The sequence below is a fragment of the Streptomyces sp. Act143 genome (assembly GCF_003143935.1).
Taxonomy (GTDB): Bacteria; Actinomycetota; Actinomycetes; order Streptomycetales; family Streptomycetaceae; genus Streptomyces.
The window spans coordinates 3,601,412-3,618,990 of the sequence record NZ_QFRX01000001.1; the positions used below are offsets into that span (position 1 = coordinate 3,601,412).

The window sequence follows — 17,579 nt, forward strand, 5'->3', positions numbered from 1 at the left end:
GACGCCGAGGGCGCCCCCTGGACCAGGGGGCGCCCTCGGCGCTTGTGCGGCTCCCGAACGGGCTTGCTGGGGCGCTCAGTCGATGTACTGATGCAGCCCGGGCACATGCAGGGTGCCACCGAACTGGCCGGCCTGCACGACCTTCACCTTGGTGAAGTAGATCAGCGGGATGTTCAGCGGCGGCGGGTTGTCCGGGTCGAAGGTGACCGGGATCAGGCCCAGCAGGTTGCCGGAGATGGACTCCGTGTACATCACCGTCTTGCCGTCGCGGATGGTCGACGTCGAGCCCTTGGCCGCCTGCACGTGGTAGGTCTTGCCGGACTGCTCGTCGTTGACCGTCTGGTGCAGGTCGCCGATGTCGGTGCCGTCGGAGATGACGTACTTCAGCACCTTCTTCTTGGTGCCGTTGGCCGTCCTCACCTCGACGATGCCCTTGTAGTCGGCGCCCTTCAGCAGCAGCGAGCTGGCGTTCAGGTACCAGGGGTCGTCGGGCAGCGGCACGGTGTTGTCGACACCGCCCTCCGCGTCCGTGGCGACCGGGCAGTCCTCGGCGTCCGTGGTGGAGCTCGCGGACGGCGACGGACTGGCCGTGGCCTCCTCGGCGGCCTTCTCGACCGACTCGGTGGTGTCCTCGGCCGCCTTGGCCGCCGCGTCGGTCGTGTCCTTCACGGTGTCCTCGACCGTGTCGGTGACCTTCTCGGTGGTGTCCTTGACCGTGTCCGTCGCGTCGCCCGCGGAGTCCCCGCTCGGGGATGCCGAGGCCGACGGCGTCGGGCTGGCGCTCGCGGACGGAGTCGCGCTCTCGCCGCCCGTGAAGATGCCGGTGATCGCGTCGCCGATCTGGTCCAGCACATTGCCGCTGCTCTCGGAGGCCGAGGGCGTGGGCGTGGCCGTGGAACCCGACTGCGCCTCGTTGGAGGCGGACGCGGACGGCGTGGGCGTGGCCTCGTCGTCGGAACCTGAATCCGACGAAGAGCCGCCGCCCGAGGAACCGGAGTCCGAGGAGCCGGAGCCGGAGTCCTTCGACGCGGAGGCCGACGGGGTCGGCGTCGCCTCGTCGGCGGAGTCGCTCGCGCTCGCGGACGGCGAGGCCGACGCGGACGCGCCGTCCTCCAGGGCCGCGACACAGTCCTTGTACTCGTCCGCCGTCAGGCTCTTCGCGGCGGGCTGGTCCTCGGCGTTGGCGAGCGTCGGCGTGAACCCCATCCCCATGAGGACCGCCGTCGGCATCGCCGCCAGGGCTATCGCCTTGCCCGCCGGCATGTGGAACCGGGTGAACAGCGGCTTCTTGGGTGCCGCGTGGCGCGGCCCGGTTCTCACACGGGACTCGTCCACATCAGTCCCGTGGGTCACCTCGTCAGCCGGCACTGTGCCTCCCGTTCGCCCCGTTCGCCGGGCTCGTTCCTGACAGATCGTTCGGCTCACCGATGTCGTACGCGTCCTTGGAGAGCGTGGGGACCGCGCCCTGCGGCGCATCGCTCTCTCCCGCGCCGGCCTCCGGGACCGGCTGCACCTCAAGCGCCTCGCCCGGCACCCACGCCACGGCCATCGCTCCGCCGACCAGGGCGAAGAGGAAGCCGATGAGGAAGCCGCCCAGGTTCGAGACCGGGATGGACACCAGGGCCAGCAGGATCGCCGCGACGCCCGCGAAGGTGCGGACGTGCTTCTGGAACCAGAGGCTGATGCCGAGGACGACCAGCAGTACGCCGATGATCAGGGATCCCGCGCCCGCGGTGGTGGCCATCGCCAGGGTCAGATGGCCGATCTGGAGATTTGCGTACGGGAAGTAAGCGATGGGGAGTCCGCCGAGCATGACGAACAGGCCGGCCCAGAACGGCCGGGTGCCCCGCCAGGCGCGGAACTTCCGCTTGGCGACCCGGAGGTAGTGCTCATCGTGGCCGGGTACGGCAGGAGTCTCGGCGCTCATGGAAAACAGCTCCCTGTCACGGCGTTGCTGTGGTGGTGAGTTGTGCTTCGTGCGGCCGCTTGTGGAGAAGGTGCGAACAGCCGCCGGAGAGTGGACGGGCGGGGGCGCCACCGGCTCCCCCGCCCGTCAGCGAGTGCTTAGTAGCACTCCTTGACACCCTTGGACAGCGACATCTTCAGGCCGCTGAGCTTGAAGGTTCCGGCGGTGGTCGCCCACGCCGTCTGCTTCACGTCGGTCAGGGTGACCGAGTCGGCCTGCTGGGCGAACCCGTACGGGTTCGCGGTGTCGCCCTTGGCGATACCCGGACCCTTGGCCGCGTCCTTGGCCGCCACGCCGATGTCGATGCCACGGAAGGTGGCGTCGGCGCTGAGGTCCTCGACGTCGATGTACAGGTTCTCGGCCTCGACCGGGGTGCTGCCACCGCCGGCCTTCAGGATGAGGCTGACGGAACCGAGCAGCGGGATGTCAGGGGTGACAACCGACTGGCACAGGTTCTTGATGGTCGCGGACTTGAAGGCCGAGACCGCGACCGGGTGGGCCGTCTTCTTGCCGTCGAGCGTGTAACCCGAGTCAATGGCTCCGTACTGGACGAAGCCGGTGCCGTCGAGCTGGTCGGTCGTCACCTTGAACGACTGACCCGACACGCTGAACGACGCGGCGAGAGCGCCCTGCGCGAGGGCGACACCTATCGCTGCCGTGGCGGCCACGCTGGGCACCATGACGACGGCGAACCGCTTCCATCTGGTCCCGCCACGCACCTGGGACTCCATATTTCCTCCTTCTCGGACGTACATCTCCTGACCCTGACTGCCCCTGTCGAACAAGACGGCTCAGCCGGGCAGGGATGGGAGAAGTGCTACGTCCTCGGGAAGGGGAGCGCCCGTGCTCGGAGGCGCCAACAGCGCCCGAATCACCGGCGATCACCCCCGAGCGACAACCACTGGTCGCGCCTGACGCACATCACGCACAACCTGGACAGGCTTCGCCGGGTGGGCGAAGACCCCCCTGTCCAAGAGCCGGCGCCACTGCCGCCGGCTCTGCTCGGTGGGGACCCAGGAGTTCCCGCGGGCCCGACCGGCTGTCGGGTAGTACGGGAATGGACCGAGCGTCGCCGATCGTGGTGCATTCTCGCCGCCCGCACAAGGGGCTTCGTTACTCGGTAGTAACGGCCGGATAACCGAACAACGACCCGCTGGTCTCGACCGACGACTCCCGGTAGCTCCGAGGGGGCGGACAAAGCCGTTTACGAATGGACAAAATCCGACAGAACAACGCCCAGAACTTACTTGCAGTAACAGCGGCCGCGATTACCAAGATTTGGTAAAGCGCGGCCGCAGTGACGTCTCGTCGGCAAATCTTTCACTCGGGCACCACATGCCCGGGCGTTTAGGGGCTGCTCAGAACAGGGACCCCGCCCCGGTCAGAACAGCGCCCGCGCGAGCGCCCGGCGCGCCGCGACCACCCGCGGGTCGTCCGGCCCGACGACCTCGAACAGTTCGAGAAGCCGCACACGTACGGCGTCCCGGTCGTCGCCGGCCGTGCGCTGCACGGTCTCGATCAGCCGCCCGAAGGCGTCCTCGACATGTCCGCCGACCAGATCCAGGTCGGCGGCGGCGACCTGGGCCGGCACGTCCGCCGGCTTCGCGGCGGCGTCCTGGCGCACCTGCTGCGGGTCCAGCCCCTGCACCCGGTGCAGCAACTCGGCCTGGGCGAGGCCGAGTTTGGCCTCGGTGTTGCCCGGGTCGTCGCTCAGCACGTTCTTGTACGCCTGGACGGCGCCGCCGAAGTCCCCCGCGTCCAGGGCCTGTACGGCGGCCTCCAGGAGCGCGTCGTAGGGCCCGGCGGGAACGGCCTGGGCGGCTTCCTGCGCGGCACCGGGCGCGGCGTCGGGGTCGACGGTGAGGCCGGTCAGGCCGAAGCGCTGCTCGGCGACCTGCACCAGCTGGTCGAGGGTCTGCTGGATCTGCTCCTTGCCGGCGGCGCCCTGGAAGAGCGGCAGGGCCTGCCCGGCGACGACGGCGAAGACGGCCGGGATGCCCTGCACCCCGAACTGCTGCATCAGCATCTGGTTGGCGTCGACGTCGATCTTGGCGAGGAGGAGACGGCCGTTGTACTCGACGACCAGCTGCTCCAGCACCGGGCTCAGCTGCTTGCAGGGCTCGCACCACTCGGCCCAGAAGTCGATGACGACGGGCACCTCGGTGGAGCGCTGCAGGACGTCACGCTCGAACCCGGCCTCGTCGACGTCGATGACGAGATCGGCGGGCGACACGGCCCCCGGGCCGCCGCCCTGCCGGGCCGCTTCGGCGCGCGCCTGCTCCGCCTTCGCCTTGGCCTCCTGGGCCGCCTTCACCGCGGCGAGGTCGACGACTCCGCTCATGGACATGTTCCGTGGCTGCATGCGTCTATCCTCCCCCGTTCGCGCGCGTAGGTGAAAAGCACGATGAAAGCTGGTCAGGCTCTGCACCGCTTCTGCAGTGTTCGACGCCGGGTCCCCACCCCACGCCAGTGGTTTCGCTACGAGTCGTAGCGTAATGGCACTCAGTGCCTCCTGGCGACCACTCCCCGGTGATCTCCCTCACGGCTTCACAGGAATCGCCGGTTATGGTCGGGGGATGCAGAGCCGCACTCCCGCCCCGCGCGCCACAGGACGCCCCCGTTCCGCCGCCGCGGACGCCGCGATCCTGGCGGCCACCCGTGAGGCGCTGGTGGAGCTGGGCTGGTCCAAGCTCACCCTGGGAGACGTGGCGGCGCGGGCCGCGGTTGCGAAGACGACGATCTACCGCCGCTGGCCGGGCAAGAACGAACTCGTCGTGGACGCGGTGGCGGAGCTCTTCGACGAACTGGAACTTCCCGACCTCGGCACGCTCGCCGCCGACATCGAGGGCGTGGTGCTCCAGTTCGCGGCGATCCTGGCCCGCCCGGAGGCGAAGAGCGGCCTCATGGCGGTCGTCGCGGAGTCGACCCGTGACGACGCGCTGCGCGAACGCATCCGGGCCTCGATCGTCGACCGCCAGAAGCGTCTGGTCCTGGAGGGCCGGGCACGCGCCCAGACCCGCGGCGAACTGCCCCCCGAGACGGACCCGGCGAACGCCTCCCGCACGGTCGACCTGATCTTCGACGTGGTGGCGGGCGCGGTGGTGCACCGCACCCTGGTGAGCGCGGAACCGGCGGACGAGGAGTGGGTACGGGGGTTCACGCGGGTGCTGCTGCTGGGGCTGGCCGGGGCGTCCGCGCCTGCGTGACACCCCGGCCGAGCCGTACCTCTCAGAACCCGGCCGGCTCCGTGTAGACCCCCCACTCGTCCCGCAGCACGCCGCAGATCTCACCCAGCGTCGCCTCGGCGCGCACGGCGTCGAGCATCGGCTCGATCATGTTGGCCCCGTTCCGCGCGGCGGTGAGCAGGGCGTCCAGCGCCCCCCGCACGGCGGCGTCGTCCCGCGCCGCCTTACGACCGCCCAGCGCCCGCACCTGCTCGCGCTCGACCTCGTGCGAGACGCGCAGGATCTCCAGGTCGCCGGTGACGGACCCGTGATGGACGTTGACGCCCACCACCCTCTTGTCCCCCTTCTCCAGGGCCTGCTGGTACTGGAACGCGGACTCGGCGATCTCCCCGGTGAACCAGCCGTCCTCGATCCCGCGCAGAATCCCGGAGGTGATGGGCCCGATGGGGTGCTTCCCGTCCGGGTGCGCCCGCAGCCCCCGCTCCTTGATCTGCTCGAAGATCCGCTCGGCGTCGGCCTCGATACGGTCGGTCAGCTGCTCGACGTACCACGAACCACCCAGCGGGTCGGCGACGTTGGCGACGCCGGTCTCCTCCATGAGGACCTGCTGGGTACGCAGCGCGATCTCGGCGGCCTGCTCGCTGGGGAGTGCGAGGGTCTCGTCGAGGGCGTTGGTGTGCAGGGAGTTGGTGCCGCCGAGCACGGCGGCGAGCGCCTCGACCGCGGTCCGCACGACGTTGTTGTACGGCTGCTGGGCGGTCAGCGAGACGCCGGCGGTCTGCGTGTGGAACCGCAGCCACTGGGCCTTCTCCGACTCGGCGCCGTACACGTCCCGCATCCAGCGCGCCCAGATCCGCCTGGCCGCACGGAACTTGGCGATCTCCTCGAAGAAATCGACGTGCGCGTCGAAGAAGAAGGAGAGGCCGGGGGCGAACACGTCCACGTCCAGCCCGCGCGAGAGCCCCAGCTCCACGTACCCGAACCCGTCGGCGAGGGTGTAGGCGAGCTCCTGAGCGGCGGTGGACCCCGCTTCCCGGATGTGGTACCCGGAGACGGAGAGCGGCTTGTAGGCGGGAATGCCCGCCGCGCAGTACTCCATCAGGTCCCCGATGAGCCGCAGATGGGGCTCGGGCTGGAAGAGCCACTCCTTCTGGGCGATGTACTCCTTGAAGATGTCGGTCTGGAGGGTCCCGTTGAGCACGCGGGGATCAACCCCTTGCCGCTCAGCGGCAACGAGATACATGCAGAAAACCGGAACCGCGGGCCCGCTGATGGTCATGGAGGTGGTGACGTCCCCGAGGGGGATGTCCTTGAACAGCACCTCCATGTCGGCGGCGGAGTCGATGGCGACCCCGCAGTGGCCGACCTCCCCGAGGGAGCGCGGGTCATCGGAGTCCCGCCCCATGAGGGTGGGCATGTCGAACGCGACGGACAGCCCGCCCCCGCCGTTGGCGAGGATCATCTTGTACCGCTCGTTGGTCTGCTCGGCGTTCCCGAACCCGGCGAACTGCCGGATGGTCCACGTCCGCCCCCGGTACCCGGTCGGATAGAGCCCCCGGGTGAAGGGAAACTCCCCCGGCCACCCGATCCGCTCGAACCCCTCGTACCGGTCCCCCGCCCGAGGCCCGTACACCGGCTCCACGGCATCCCCGGACAAGGTGGTGAAGTCGGCCTCCCGCTTACGAGAGGCGTCATACCGGGCCTGCCACCGTCGGCGGCCCTCTTCGATGGCGTCAGCGTCCATGCTTCGAATTTACTAGGACGTCCTAGTAAATGTCGATGGTCAACCGCCGCGAGCCCTCGGGAGAAACTCTCGCGGCGGTGGAGTTACGCCTTCGCGACGGCCGCGCCGTCCTCGGCGACCTGGGCCTCCAGCTCGTGCGTGACCTTGCGCTCCACGAAGAAGGCGGCCGTGGGAATCGTTCCTGCAAGCAGGACCCAGAGCTGCTTCTTGACCGGCCACTTGGCCTTGGAGCCCAGGTCGAAGGCGAAGACCAGGTAGATGACGTACAGCCAGCCGTGGGCGATGCCGACGACACTGGTGAAGCTGTCCGCGCCGTCCATCTTGAACAGGTACTTGGCGATGACGCCCAGGGTCAGCAGGACGAGCAGCACGCCGGTGACATAGGCCATGACGCGGTAGCGGGTCAGCACGCTCTTCTTCATGCGTTCGAGCGTAACCGCCGGTTCCGGGAGATCTTGGCCCGGGTCAGTCCTCGTCGAAGTCGTTCGCCGCCACCCGCAGGGGTCGCAGCATCGCGAAGATCTCGCCGCACTCCTCCGCGTCGTACACCCCGAGCCCGAAGTCCATGGCCATCAGGTCGCGGGTCGCGGCCTCGACGACCTCGCGGCCCTTGTCCGTGATGACGGCGAGGGTGCCGCGGCCGTCGTTGGGGTTGGGCTTCTTGTCGACCAGGCCCGACTTGACCAGGCGGTCGACCGTGTTCGTGACCGACGTGGGGTGCACCATCAGGCGCTCGCCGATCTTGGACATGGTCAGCTCGCCGGCCTTGGAGAAGGTGAGCAGGACCAGGGCCTCGTAGCGCGCGAACGTCAGTCCGTAGGGCTTGACCACCGCGTCGACCTCGGCGAGGAGGATCTGATGGGCGCGCATGATCGACGTGATCGCGGCCATCGACGGCACGTTTCCCCAGCGCTGCTTCCAGAGTTCGTCGGCGCGGGCGATGGGATCGAAGGGAAGACTGAGGGGCTTCGGCACGGCACCGACCTTACCGGCCAGTCACATGCTGGTCAGCACTGTCTTGGCATTCGGTCCGCCCCTGCCCCGGCCCCACCCGGTCCGCCCCGCCCCGGCTCACGCCGTCCGCCGGGCCTCCGCCGCCAGCAACGCGCAGCACACCGCCCCCACCACCCCGGCCCCCGTGACCGTCCACGCCACCCCCGCGAACTCCGCCGCGACCCCCGCCAGCGCCATCCCCATCCCCTGGATCGTCATCAGCCCGGCCGTGAGCAGCGTCATCGCCCGGCCGCGCAGCGCCTCGGGGACGGCCCGTACGAACCACTGGTCCAGGCCCAGCGTGTACGCCGACCCCGCCCCGGAGACGAAGAGAAGGAGCAGCGAGACCGGCAGCCCCGGGTGCAGGGCGTAGCCGAGGTACGGCAGGAGCGTCGCGCACACCAGCGGGAGCGCGATCCGTTCCCGCGCCGCGGGCCGCAGGCGCGCGCCCGCCCACAGCTCCCCGGCGATCGTCCCCACCGGCAGCGCGCACATCAGCAGCCCGAGACCCACCGAACCGGCGCCCAGGTCGTCCGCGTACGGCGCCGCCAGCGCCTCCGGCACCACCGCGAACATCGGCGGCAGCCAGAACAGCAGCAGCAGGACCCTGACCCTGCGGTCCGCCAGCACCTGCCGCGCGCCCTTCAGGGAGTCCGTCACCAGCGTCCCCCCGCCCGCCGACGCCGCCCGCGCGGGCCGCCGCCGGGTGCCGAGACGCAGCACCGCCGCCGAGGCGCAGAAGGTCGCCACGGTGACCAGCAGGGCGTGACGCGGGGACACGGCTGTCAGCAGCAGGCCGCCGACGCCGTACCCGGCGAGCAGCGCCCCCTGCGAGACGATCCGCAGCAGTGAGCGGCCCAGCACGAACAGGTCGCCGTCGCCCAGGATGTCGGCGAGCGTGGCCATCCGTGTCCCGCCGAACACCGGCGACACGACAGCCAGCGCGCAGCGCAGCGCGAGCAGCACCGCGATGTGGGCGCCCGGCAGCGTCATCGGCAGCACGCAGGCCGCGCACACCAGGTCGCACAGCACCAGCACCCGCCGGGCCGGGAAGCGGTCGGCGATCCCCGCGAGCAGGGTGCCGCCGACGACGTAGGGCAGGAAGCCGAGGGCGAAGGCGAGCGCGCTCAGCAGGGGGGAGCCGGTGAGGTCGTAGACGAGGACGGACAGCGAGATCTCGGCGACCACCACGCCGAGGAGCGAGAGCAGGTGCGCCGTGAAGACCGCGCGGAATTCCCTTACGGCGAAGACGCGGGCGTAGCCGGTCGGTGCGGCGGTCGAGGTGTCCGTCATGCCGGGCAGCGTGCCGGAGCCGACGACGGCGTCCTAGAGTTTCGGCACCAGCCGAATCTTCCGCGCCGAAGGGACAGGTATGCCGTCGCGACTTCACTTCGGCGAGGAGGACTTCCTCCGCTGCCGCTTCGCCGTGTCGCCGCTGTGGGAGACGCAGGACGCGGTCCGCACCCTCAAGCGGCCGGACCGGCAGGGCTATCACGTGCCCTGGCTGCGGCGCATCCGTGCCGCCGCCGTCGAACTGGACCTCACCCCGCTCTGGCTGCTGATGCCGCGCCGCGGCCACTCCCCCGACTGGCTGTGCCCGCCGCCGGGCGGTGCGGCGGCCACCTTCGAGGAGGAGATCGCGGCGGTCCGCGCCGCCGATCCCGAGGCGGCCCGCGAGGACACCGCCAAGTCCCTCGCCGACACCCCGGGCGCGCTGGACTCGGCGTACGGGCGGGCCTGGCTGGCCGATCCGGCGCGGATGGTCCGGGAACTGGCGGACGCCATGGAGGAGGCCTGGCACCGGCTCATCGAGCCGGACTGGCCCCGGCTGCGGGCCCTGCTGGAGGCGGACGTGGCGTTCCACTCGCGGCGGCTGGCCGAGGTGGGGCTCGGCGGGCTGCTGCCGGAGATCAACCGGCGCTGCGGCTGGGAGGCGGGAACGCTGACCGTCGAGAGCAACGGCCATCACGAGCGGCGGCTGGCGGGGCGGGGGCTGGTGCTCATGCCCAGCGTCTTCGTGTGGCCGGACGTGGTCAGCGGCTTCGATCCGCCGTGGCAGCCGATGCTGGTGTATCCGGCGCGCGGCATCGGCGGCCTGTGGACCGCGTCCGCCGACCGCACCGACGACGTGCTCGTACGGCTCCTCGGGCGCGGCCGGGCCGCCGTCCTCGCCGCCCTCGACGAACCCGCCGCCACCACCGCCCTCGCCCACCGGCTGGGGCTCGCCCCCTCCTCCGTCTCCGCGCATCTGACGGTCCTGCGCGAGTCGGGGCTGCTGACCTCGCGGCGCTACGGCCATCAGGTGCTGTACGAGCGGACTCCGCTGGGGATCGCGCTGGCGTCCGCGGGGCCCGGTGTCGCATCCGGCTCGGACATATGACCCATGTCACGATGGGTGACCAATCGTCACTTCAGGTCACTCTCGCGCAAGGGAGCAGCATGTCCCGGCTGACCCACACCCTCGCCGCCCTCACCACCCTCGCCGCCCTCGGGCTCGCCGCCGGCTGCTCGTCCGCCTCCGACGTCGGGGAGGCCTCCGTCGCGGGCGCGGCCAGCGGGAACGCGAGCCCGGACCCCGACTCGCCGTTCTGGGTCGACCCGGCCAGTCCGGCCGCCGAGCAGATCGAGCTGTGGCGGCGGGAGGGCCGTACGGCGGACGCGGCGCTGCTCCAGAAGATCGCCGACCAGCCCGTCGCGCTGTGGCCGGCCGGTGAGATCGACCCCGGCCCGACCGTGCGGACGGCGACGGCGGCGGCGAAGGCCGAGGACCGCACCGCGCTCTTCGTGGCGTACAACATCCCGCACCGGGACTGCGGCCAGCACTCGGCGGGCGGGGCGGCGGACGCTGCGGCCTACCGGGACTGGATGGGGAAGTTCGCCGACGCCCTCGGCGATGCCAGGGCCCTGGTCGTGCTGGAGCCGGACGCGGTCGCGCACATCGTGGACGGCTGCACGCCCGGTGAGTACCACGCGGAGCGCGAGCAGTTGCTGGGCGAGGCGATCGACCGGCTGAAGCAGCAGCCGAACACCAAGGTGTACCTCGACGCGGGCAACCCGTCCTGGATCAGGGACCCCTGGAAGCTGGTCGAACCGCTGAAGCGGGCCGGCGTGGAGAGGGCCGACGGCTTCTCGCTCAACGTCTCCAACTTCCAGACGGACGACGTCACCAAGAAGTACGGCCTCCGCCTGTCCCGGGACCTCGGCGGCAAGCACTTCGTCATCGACTCCAGCCGCAACGGCAACGGGCCGCTGCCGGGGGCGTGGTGCAACCCGCCCGGCAGGGCCCTGGGCACCCGGCCGACCACGAAGACCGGCGAGCCCGCCCTCGACGCCTATCTCTGGGTCAAGCGGCCCGGCGAGTCGGACGGCACCTGCGAGGGCGGTCCGGACGCCGGGCAGTGGTGGCCGGAGTACGCCCTGGGGCTGGCCCGCAACTCCCAGGGCTAGTACGTCACTTGACCTGGATCCACTTCGCTTCCGACGGGGTGCCGTCCGCGTCCGTCACGAACAGCATGTACCAGCCCGGCGGGACCAGGGTCGGGTCCTTCGGCACCTCGACCGTCACCGAGTGCGCGTCCTTGGTCAGGCCCAGTTCGATGGACCGCTGCTCGACGTCGGTGGTGTGGGTGACCGCGCTCGGCCGCATCAGCCGGGCCTTGACGATCCGGTCGGGGTGGTCGGTGCGGTAGGTGGCCCGGCGGTCCTCGGGGAGGACCTCCGCGCCGTCCTGCAGTACGGGCCTGTCGGCGCCGGCCCTGTGCAGGGCGGGCGGCGTGAAGACCTCCATGCGCTGCTCGAAGTGGCCCAGCTTGGTGTTCTGCTGATCGTCGAAGAGCGGGTCGGAGCCGAAGGTGGCGACCCGGCCGTCGGGCAGCAGCAGCGCCTCCGAGTGGTAGTTGCGGCCGACCGTCGGGGACGCGGCCTCGTGGAAGACGTTGTCCTTGGGGTCGTAGAACTGGGCCTTGAGGATGTTGCTGGCGCTGCGGCCGCGGTAGTCCTCGGAGCCGTTGGAGGTGAACACGGTGTCGTCCGGCATGATCACGCTGTTCAGGTAGCGGGTGCCCTGCGGGAGGTTGGGGCCGTCCTTGAAGACGGGGTTGTCCTCCTTCAGGTCGACGACCGCCGTGCGCGGGGTCGACTTCTTGGACTCGCCGACGCCTCCGCCGCCGAGGATCATCACCTTCTGGTCCTGTGCGGGCGGCAGCAGCAGGGAGGCCGAGGTCTCCGTCTCGTCGGCGTCGCGCAGGCCCGGGACCTTCTGGAAGGTGTTGGTCTTCAGGTCCCACAGGCCGGGCTCGCGGCCCTTGTCGGCGGGGCCGTACCCGGCGTTGGAGGCCGGGTAGAACAGCTTGCCGCCCTTGGTGAGGAAGAGCGCGGGGTAGGTCGGGAAGTACCGTTTGGGGCCGCGCGACCACTTCTTGGTCTTCGGGTCGTAGATCTCGTTGTCACCGGGGTCGATCACGCCGACGTCGTCGAGGCCGGAGACGGCGAGGACCCGGCCGTCGTCGAGGCCGACCAGGGTCGGGTACCAACGGGCCTTGTCCATCGGGTCGACGGGGATGTACCGCTCGGCGACCGGGTCGAACTCGTAGGCGGCGCGGATGCCCTGGAAGTCCTGCTTGTCGAGGGTGATCTTCTCCGAGAGGCCGTAGACGTTGTCGGCGTCCTTGCCGGTCAGGCCGACGACCTCGTACTGGGCCTGCTTCTCGGTGACCGACATCGCGCCCTTCTCCACGGCCTCCACGAAGACCCGGGCCTCGGACGCCGTCACCCTCGTCTGCCAGGGCTGCATCACGCCGCGGGCGTTGTAGGTGATCTTGAACTTCTTCTTCGCCTTCGGGACGGTGACGTCGAACTTGGTGACGTACTCGACCCCGGCGGGTGAGCGGAAGCGGGTGCCCTTCTTCAGGACCATCGCCTTGTCGGGGTTCTCGTTCTTCACCCGCATCCCGCCGCCGGCCCGGTCGATCTCGCCGTCGAGGAGTTCGTAGCGGGCGGTGCCACCGGCCACCAGCAGGCGGCCGTCGGGGAGTTGGGCGTGGCCGGAGCAGAAGAAGTCGTCCGGGGTGGGGATCTTCTTGAAGGTGTCGTCCTTCGGGTCCCACAGGATCGTGTCGAACGACCCCTCGTCGAATTTCTTCTGCTCGTTGCCGGAGCCCGCGACGATGAGCACCTTGCCGGTGTGCAGCAGGGCCGCGTGGATGGCGTTGGTGCGGTACTCCTCCGGGATGTCGACGGTCGCCCAACTCCCGTACTTCGCCTGGTACTCGGGCTGCGCGATCTTGTACGCGTCGTACTGCTTCCCGGCGAAGTCCAGCGCGGCCGGGGCGTTGAGGCCGGCGAGGATGGCGATGCCGCCGATGCCGAGAACGGTCTTCTTGGTCTTCTGGGACGGCTGGTAGGCCATGGCCTAGTTGCCTCCTGTCGTGGTGCTGGAGGTGGTGGCGAGGGCGGGTTCGGCGCCGTCGACGACCCGGGCGGTCGCGTGCAGCGACTGCCGCTCCCGGCGCTCCTTGAGGAGCGTGGCCGCCCAGATCCCCACCGGGGCCAGCGATATGACCATCGCGAGGACCGCCCAGGTGCGCATGGCCACATGGGTGTGGTCGAGGACGACCGAGGCGGCCAGCGAGGTGGCGAGGAGGGCCGCCCAGAAGAGGTGGATACGGAAGGTGAGCAGCCGGTCAGGGCTGGCGTCCCCGCCCTTGGGGGTGACGACGAAGCGGCTGGGCCGGCGGATCAGCGCCTCACCGAAGGACTTGAGGTAGATGGGCGCCGAGAGGGCCGACATCGCCATCCCGGCCAGGCCTCCCGAGCCCTCGGGCTCGTGCGGGGAGACGTTGTGCCGGCGGTTCCACAGGTACAGGCCGATCTGGAGGGCGGCGGCGTCGCTGTAGAGCATCAGCCAGACGGAGGCGGCGACCTGGGTGCCGGAGGCGCCGAACCAGAGGAAGAGGAAGCAGCTCAGGATGCCGAGGAACCAGTTGACGGCCGTCATCGGGTAGTAGACCAGCATCAGCGTGTAGGAGAACAGCCGCCCGGGAGGCATGGTGAACGGCGCCTTCCAGTACTGCTTGAACAGCGTCTCGTACGTCCCCCGCGACCAGCGCATCTGCTGGGTGAAGAAGTCCGTCCAGGAGGCCGGCCCCTCACCCACGGCGAGCACGTCGGGGGTGTAGACGGAACGCCAGTGGTGGCGGGTCCTCGGGTTGCGGTGCCGGTGCAGTTCGAAGCCGGTGGCCATGTCCTCGGTGATGGAGTCGTACAGCCCGCCGATCTGCTTGACGGCCGCGATCCGTACGACGTTGTTGGTGCCGACGAACATCGGTGAGCGGTAGCGGTTGCCGGCCCGCTGGATCAGCGCGTGGAAGAGGAACTGCTGCGACTCGGCGGCCTTGGTGACGGGGTTGTGGTAGTTGCCGTACACCTGCGGTCCGACGACGAAGGCGACGTCCGGGTCCCGGAAGTAACCCATCATCCGTTCCAGGAAGTTGGGCACCGGGACGTGGTCGGTGTCGACCGAGGCGAAGAAGTCGTAGTCGTCGCCGTGCCGGGCGATCCACGCGTTGTAGTTGCCGTGCTTGGTGCGGGCCTTGTGGGCGCCCTTGGGGCGGTTCCACTCCGGGACGCCGTGCCGGGTGAAGTGCCGCACGCCGAGCTCCGCGCACAGGGCCTTCGCCTGTGCGTCGTCCCCTTCGTCGAGAAGCCAGACGTCGAGCGGGCCGGTGTGGGTGACCCGCACGGCGCCTTCGAGGGTGGCGCGGACCATCGAGAGGGGTTCCTTGCCCGGGACGTACGTCGTGAGGAAGGCGACGCGGGTGCCGGGTTCGGGGGTGACGGGGACGGGGTCGCGGGCGACGAGGGTCGCGTGTGCCACGGAGGCGACGTTGACGACCATGAACAGCTCGATGAGCCCGATGGCTACGAGCATCGCGATGTCGAGCCCGACCATCCACTCGTCGCCGCCCTCGCGCTCGACCCAGTGGGTCGGCCAGACCAGGTAGACCAGCAGGACGCCGGTGAGCAGGGGCGCGAGGGTCATCAGGACGATGGCGCGTATTCGGTGGGGCTCGCGGGAGAGGAGCGAGGTGTACTGCACCTGGTACGACGTGCCCGACGGCTCGGTGAGCGGCCCGGCGAGTCGGCTGTAGGTGTCGTAGTCGTAGCCCTCCGGCCGCACAGCGCCCTCCAGTGATTGAAACGCCCGATATGCCCGATATGCACACAAAAGTGGAGTTTCTCGGGCGTGTCGAACTGGGAGGGTCCAGCCGGGCGACCCGTGCGGTCAGAGGCGCGGGGCCCCGGTCACGGACATCACCAGCGAGTACAGCGAGGTGGTGGCGGCGATGAACAGGCGGTTGTTCCGCGGGCCGCCGAAGGCGATGTTGGCGACCGGCTCGGGCACCCGCAGCCGGCCGATGAGGGTGCCGTCGGGGTCGTAGCAGTGGACCCCGTCGGCGAGGGCGGCGGCCCACAGGCGGCCCTGGTCGTCGAGGCGGATGTTGTCGAAGTGCACGCCCCCGCGGGCCTCGGCGAAGACCTTGCCGCCGGTGAGCGTGCCGTCGTCACGGACGTCGTAGACGTGGATGCGGGCGGCCCGCGAGTCGGAGACGTACAGCCGCCGCTCGTCCGGGGACAGGATGACGCCGTTGGGGCCGTCGAAGCCCTCGGCGGCGAGGTGCACCTCCCCCGTCACCGGGTCGATCCGGTAGACGTTGCACGCGCCGATCTCGGACTCGGCGCGATGCCCCTCGTAGTCGGTGAGGATGCCGAAGTCCGGGTCGGAGAACCAGATCGTGCCGTCGGAGCGCACGACCGAGTCGTTCGGGGAGTTGAGCCGCCTGCCGGCCCAGTGCGTGGCCAGGACGGTGACCGTGCCGTCGGCCTCGGTGCGGGTGACCCGGCGGTTGCCCTGCTCGCACGTCACCAACCGGCCCTGCCGGTCGAGGGTGTTGCCGTTGCTGTGTCCGGCCGGGGCGCGGAACACCCCGACGCCGCCGGTGGCCTCGTCCCAGCGCAGGATGCGGTCGTTGGGGATGTCGCTCCAGATCAGCTGCCGCCACGCGGGCAGATACAGCGGCCCCTCGGCCCAGCGGCAGCCGTCGTGCAGCACCTCCAGCCTGCTGTCGCCGAGCGTGCAACGCCCGGTGCGGAAGCGGTCGTCCAGGATCTCGTACAGGCCGTCGGTGGACATGGGGTCCTCTCGGATCGGGGCGTCCTGCGGGTCGGGGCGTCCTGCGGGTCGTCAACGCCGGTTCGTGCGCCGCAGATGATGCCGTACCGCACGCTGGGCCACCGGGCCCAGTTCCTCCAACGCGGCGACCAGAGCGCCCAGTTGCTCCAGCGCGTCCAGCGCGGCCGTCGCACCCGGCAGGTCCACGCCCTCGTACAGCTCGATGCCCACGAAGGACGCGGCGACCGCCTTCGCCAGCCCCGCAGGGTCGGTGAACTCCTCGAACGGGGTGCCCGCGAGCACCCTTCGGAGGACCTTCTCGATCTCGATGATCCACGACTCCAGGCCGGCCGCGGTGGCCGTCGCGAGGCTCTCGTGGGTCTGGGCGCCGGCCAACAGCTGCCCGAGGAGGGCGACATGGCCGCCGGAGCGCTCCTCCTCATGGATCTGCCGCCCCACCACGAGGAGCTCGGAGAGCGAGGTGACCTGGTCGAAGCGCGGGCGGTAGCGGGACACGGCCTGCTCGGCGCCGTACCGGCAGGCCGCCGCGAGGAGTTCGTCGACCGAGCCGAAGTGGTAGAAGACCAGGGCCTGATTGACGCCCGCGGCGGAGGCGATCGTGCGGGCCGACGCCTTCGCGATGCCCTGGTCGACGAGGGTCCGCAGGGCGCCCTCCAGCAGCTTGGTCTTGGTCTCCTGCGCCTTCGCGGTCTCGGGGCTCACGCGCGCGACTCCTCGCGGACCGGACGCAGGCCGGGACGGACACCGCAGGACCGGATGTCGCTGTACGTCGCCCGGAAGGAACCCTCGTAGCCGAAGAGGGGCCCGAAGTACTTGTTGACGACCCTGACCCGGATGCGGAAGCGGCCCGAGTGGTCGTCGTAGGACTCACGGACCTCCGCCGTGGCGCCGATCAGCTCGGGCACCCGGACGTCCACCACGCCCTCCCGGAAGCGGTGTTCGCCGGAACGGATGAGCAGGGAGCCGTCGGGCTCGGCGTGGAAGTGGAGGTCGCTGGCGAGGTGCTGGTGGGTGCCGAGGTAGTCGAGGACGCGGTCGCCCTTGGGGCTCAGGACCATCTGGGCGTCGAAGCGGCGGGGGCGGCCGGGCAGGTCGAAGGTGCGCACGAAGGTCACCGTCTCACGGCCGTGGGTGTCGGTGTACGGCACGTTCTCGATGACGAAGGGGACGTTGCGGCCGGTGCGCGGGACGAGGATGTTCCGGGTGGTGCCGAGCGCGAGGAACGGCTTGACGAACGCCCCGCCGTGCCAGATGCGGTCCATGACCCCCCGGCCGGTACAGGCCTCACCACTCGCCAGCCCCACCGAGAAGCGGCGCTGGAGCTGAGGGTGGAGGTCATCGAAGGCCGGGCCCATCACGGTACGGAAGATGGAGGCCGGGGCGGGCCTTCCGGAGGGGGTGGGATTTCCGGAGGGGGCGGGGTGCCCGGTCGCCGTCAGGTCGCCGGAGCAGGCGGAGTGCCCGGTCTCCGTCAGGTCGCCGGAAGGCTCGGGGCGCGTG

Annotated in this window: 16 protein-coding genes; 3 read left to right on the forward strand and 13 right to left on the reverse strand. The window is 70.4% G+C overall.

Annotated elements, in window-relative coordinates:
- Positions 1 to 75: 75 nt before the first annotated feature.
- The 4 genes from DI272_RS15905 to DI272_RS15920 all read right to left on the reverse strand — a co-directional run bounded on the left by DI272_RS15905 (position 76) and on the right by DI272_RS15920 (position 4,328).
- Positions 76 to 1,368, reverse strand: coding sequence for a hypothetical protein (locus DI272_RS15905; RefSeq protein ID WP_109496009.1), 1,293 nt, complete (start codon positions 1,366 to 1,368; stop codon positions 76 to 78).
- Complete coding sequence (locus DI272_RS15910; protein WP_109496010.1) at positions 1,358 to 1,927, reverse strand: DUF6114 domain-containing protein; 570 nt, start codon at positions 1,925 to 1,927, stop codon at positions 1,358 to 1,360. The genes DI272_RS15905 and DI272_RS15910 overlap by 11 nt, the downstream gene beginning before the upstream one ends.
- A gap of 137 nt (positions 1,928 to 2,064) precedes the next feature.
- A complete protein-coding gene (locus DI272_RS15915; RefSeq protein ID WP_109496011.1) occupies positions 2,065 to 2,697 on the reverse strand; it encodes a DUF6230 family protein in 633 nt (210 codons plus the stop codon).
- 650 nt (positions 2,698 to 3,347) lie between these two features.
- Positions 3,348 to 4,328, reverse strand: coding sequence for a tetratricopeptide repeat protein (locus DI272_RS15920; RefSeq protein ID WP_109496012.1), 981 nt, complete (start codon positions 4,326 to 4,328; stop codon positions 3,348 to 3,350).
- A 214-nt stretch (positions 4,329 to 4,542) separates the two neighbouring features.
- On the opposite strand from DI272_RS15920, the gene DI272_RS15925 reads away from it, so the two are divergent.
- A complete protein-coding gene (locus DI272_RS15925) occupies positions 4,543 to 5,172 on the forward strand; it encodes a TetR/AcrR family transcriptional regulator (RefSeq protein WP_109496013.1) in 630 nt (209 codons plus the stop codon).
- Positions 5,173 to 5,194: 22 nt separating this feature from the next.
- Here DI272_RS15925 and DI272_RS15930 read toward each other — a convergent pair whose 3' ends face one another.
- From DI272_RS15930 to DI272_RS15945, 4 genes are all read right to left on the reverse strand, one after another.
- Positions 5,195 to 6,895, reverse strand: a complete 1,701-nt coding sequence (locus tag DI272_RS15930; RefSeq protein ID WP_109496014.1) for a methylmalonyl-CoA mutase — start codon at positions 6,893 to 6,895, stop codon at positions 5,195 to 5,197.
- Between the two features lie 83 nt (positions 6,896 to 6,978).
- Positions 6,979 to 7,317: a DUF3817 domain-containing protein gene (locus DI272_RS15935; protein ID WP_109496015.1), complete on the reverse strand. Its 339-nt coding sequence runs from the start codon at positions 7,315 to 7,317 to the stop codon at positions 6,979 to 6,981.
- A 43-nt stretch (positions 7,318 to 7,360) separates the two neighbouring features.
- Positions 7,361 to 7,870 carry a MarR family winged helix-turn-helix transcriptional regulator gene (locus tag DI272_RS15940; RefSeq protein WP_097269112.1) on the reverse strand — a complete coding sequence of 170 codons (510 nt, stop codon included), beginning with the start codon at positions 7,868 to 7,870 and terminating at the stop codon, positions 7,361 to 7,363.
- Between the two features lie 96 nt (positions 7,871 to 7,966).
- Positions 7,967 to 9,181 carry an MFS transporter gene (locus tag DI272_RS15945; protein ID WP_109496016.1) on the reverse strand — a complete coding sequence of 405 codons (1,215 nt, stop codon included), beginning with the start codon at positions 9,179 to 9,181 and terminating at the stop codon, positions 7,967 to 7,969.
- A 79-nt stretch (positions 9,182 to 9,260) separates the two neighbouring features.
- Between DI272_RS15945 and DI272_RS15950 the strand changes: the two genes are divergently transcribed.
- Together DI272_RS15950 and DI272_RS15955 are read left to right on the forward strand one after the other, a co-directional pair.
- A complete protein-coding gene (locus tag DI272_RS15950) occupies positions 9,261 to 10,268 on the forward strand; it encodes a DUF5937 family protein (protein ID WP_109496017.1) in 1,008 nt (335 codons plus the stop codon).
- A gap of 59 nt (positions 10,269 to 10,327) precedes the next feature.
- Positions 10,328 to 11,335, forward strand: a complete 1,008-nt coding sequence (locus DI272_RS15955; RefSeq protein ID WP_109496018.1) for a glycoside hydrolase family 6 protein — start codon at positions 10,328 to 10,330, stop codon at positions 11,333 to 11,335.
- 4 nt (positions 11,336 to 11,339) lie between these two features.
- On the opposite strand, the gene DI272_RS15960 is transcribed toward DI272_RS15955, so the two are convergent.
- The 5 genes from DI272_RS15960 to DI272_RS15980 all read right to left on the reverse strand — a co-directional run bounded on the left by DI272_RS15960 (position 11,340) and on the right by DI272_RS15980 (position 17,434).
- Entirely contained in the window at positions 11,340 to 13,295 is a 1,956-nt protein-coding gene (locus DI272_RS15960; protein WP_109496019.1) for a kelch motif-containing protein, read from the reverse strand.
- 3 nt (positions 13,296 to 13,298) lie between these two features.
- Entirely contained in the window at positions 13,299 to 15,065 is a 1,767-nt protein-coding gene (locus tag DI272_RS15965) for a glycosyltransferase family 2 protein (RefSeq protein ID WP_109496020.1), read from the reverse strand.
- A 105-nt stretch (positions 15,066 to 15,170) separates the two neighbouring features.
- The gene (locus tag DI272_RS15970; RefSeq protein WP_109496021.1) at positions 15,171 to 16,079 is read right to left on the reverse strand and encodes an SMP-30/gluconolactonase/LRE family protein; all 909 of its coding nucleotides are present in this window, start codon (positions 16,077 to 16,079) and stop codon (positions 15,171 to 15,173) included.
- 51 nt (positions 16,080 to 16,130) lie between these two features.
- Positions 16,131 to 16,781 (reverse strand): TetR/AcrR family transcriptional regulator, encoded by a 651-nt coding sequence (locus DI272_RS15975; protein WP_109496022.1) that lies wholly within the window; start codon positions 16,779 to 16,781, stop codon positions 16,131 to 16,133.
- Positions 16,778 to 17,434 (reverse strand): DUF4166 domain-containing protein, encoded by a 657-nt coding sequence (locus DI272_RS15980; protein ID WP_109500861.1) that lies wholly within the window; start codon positions 17,432 to 17,434, stop codon positions 16,778 to 16,780. The genes DI272_RS15975 and DI272_RS15980 overlap by 4 nt, the downstream gene beginning before the upstream one ends.
- Between the last annotated feature and the right edge of the window lie 145 nt (positions 17,435 to 17,579).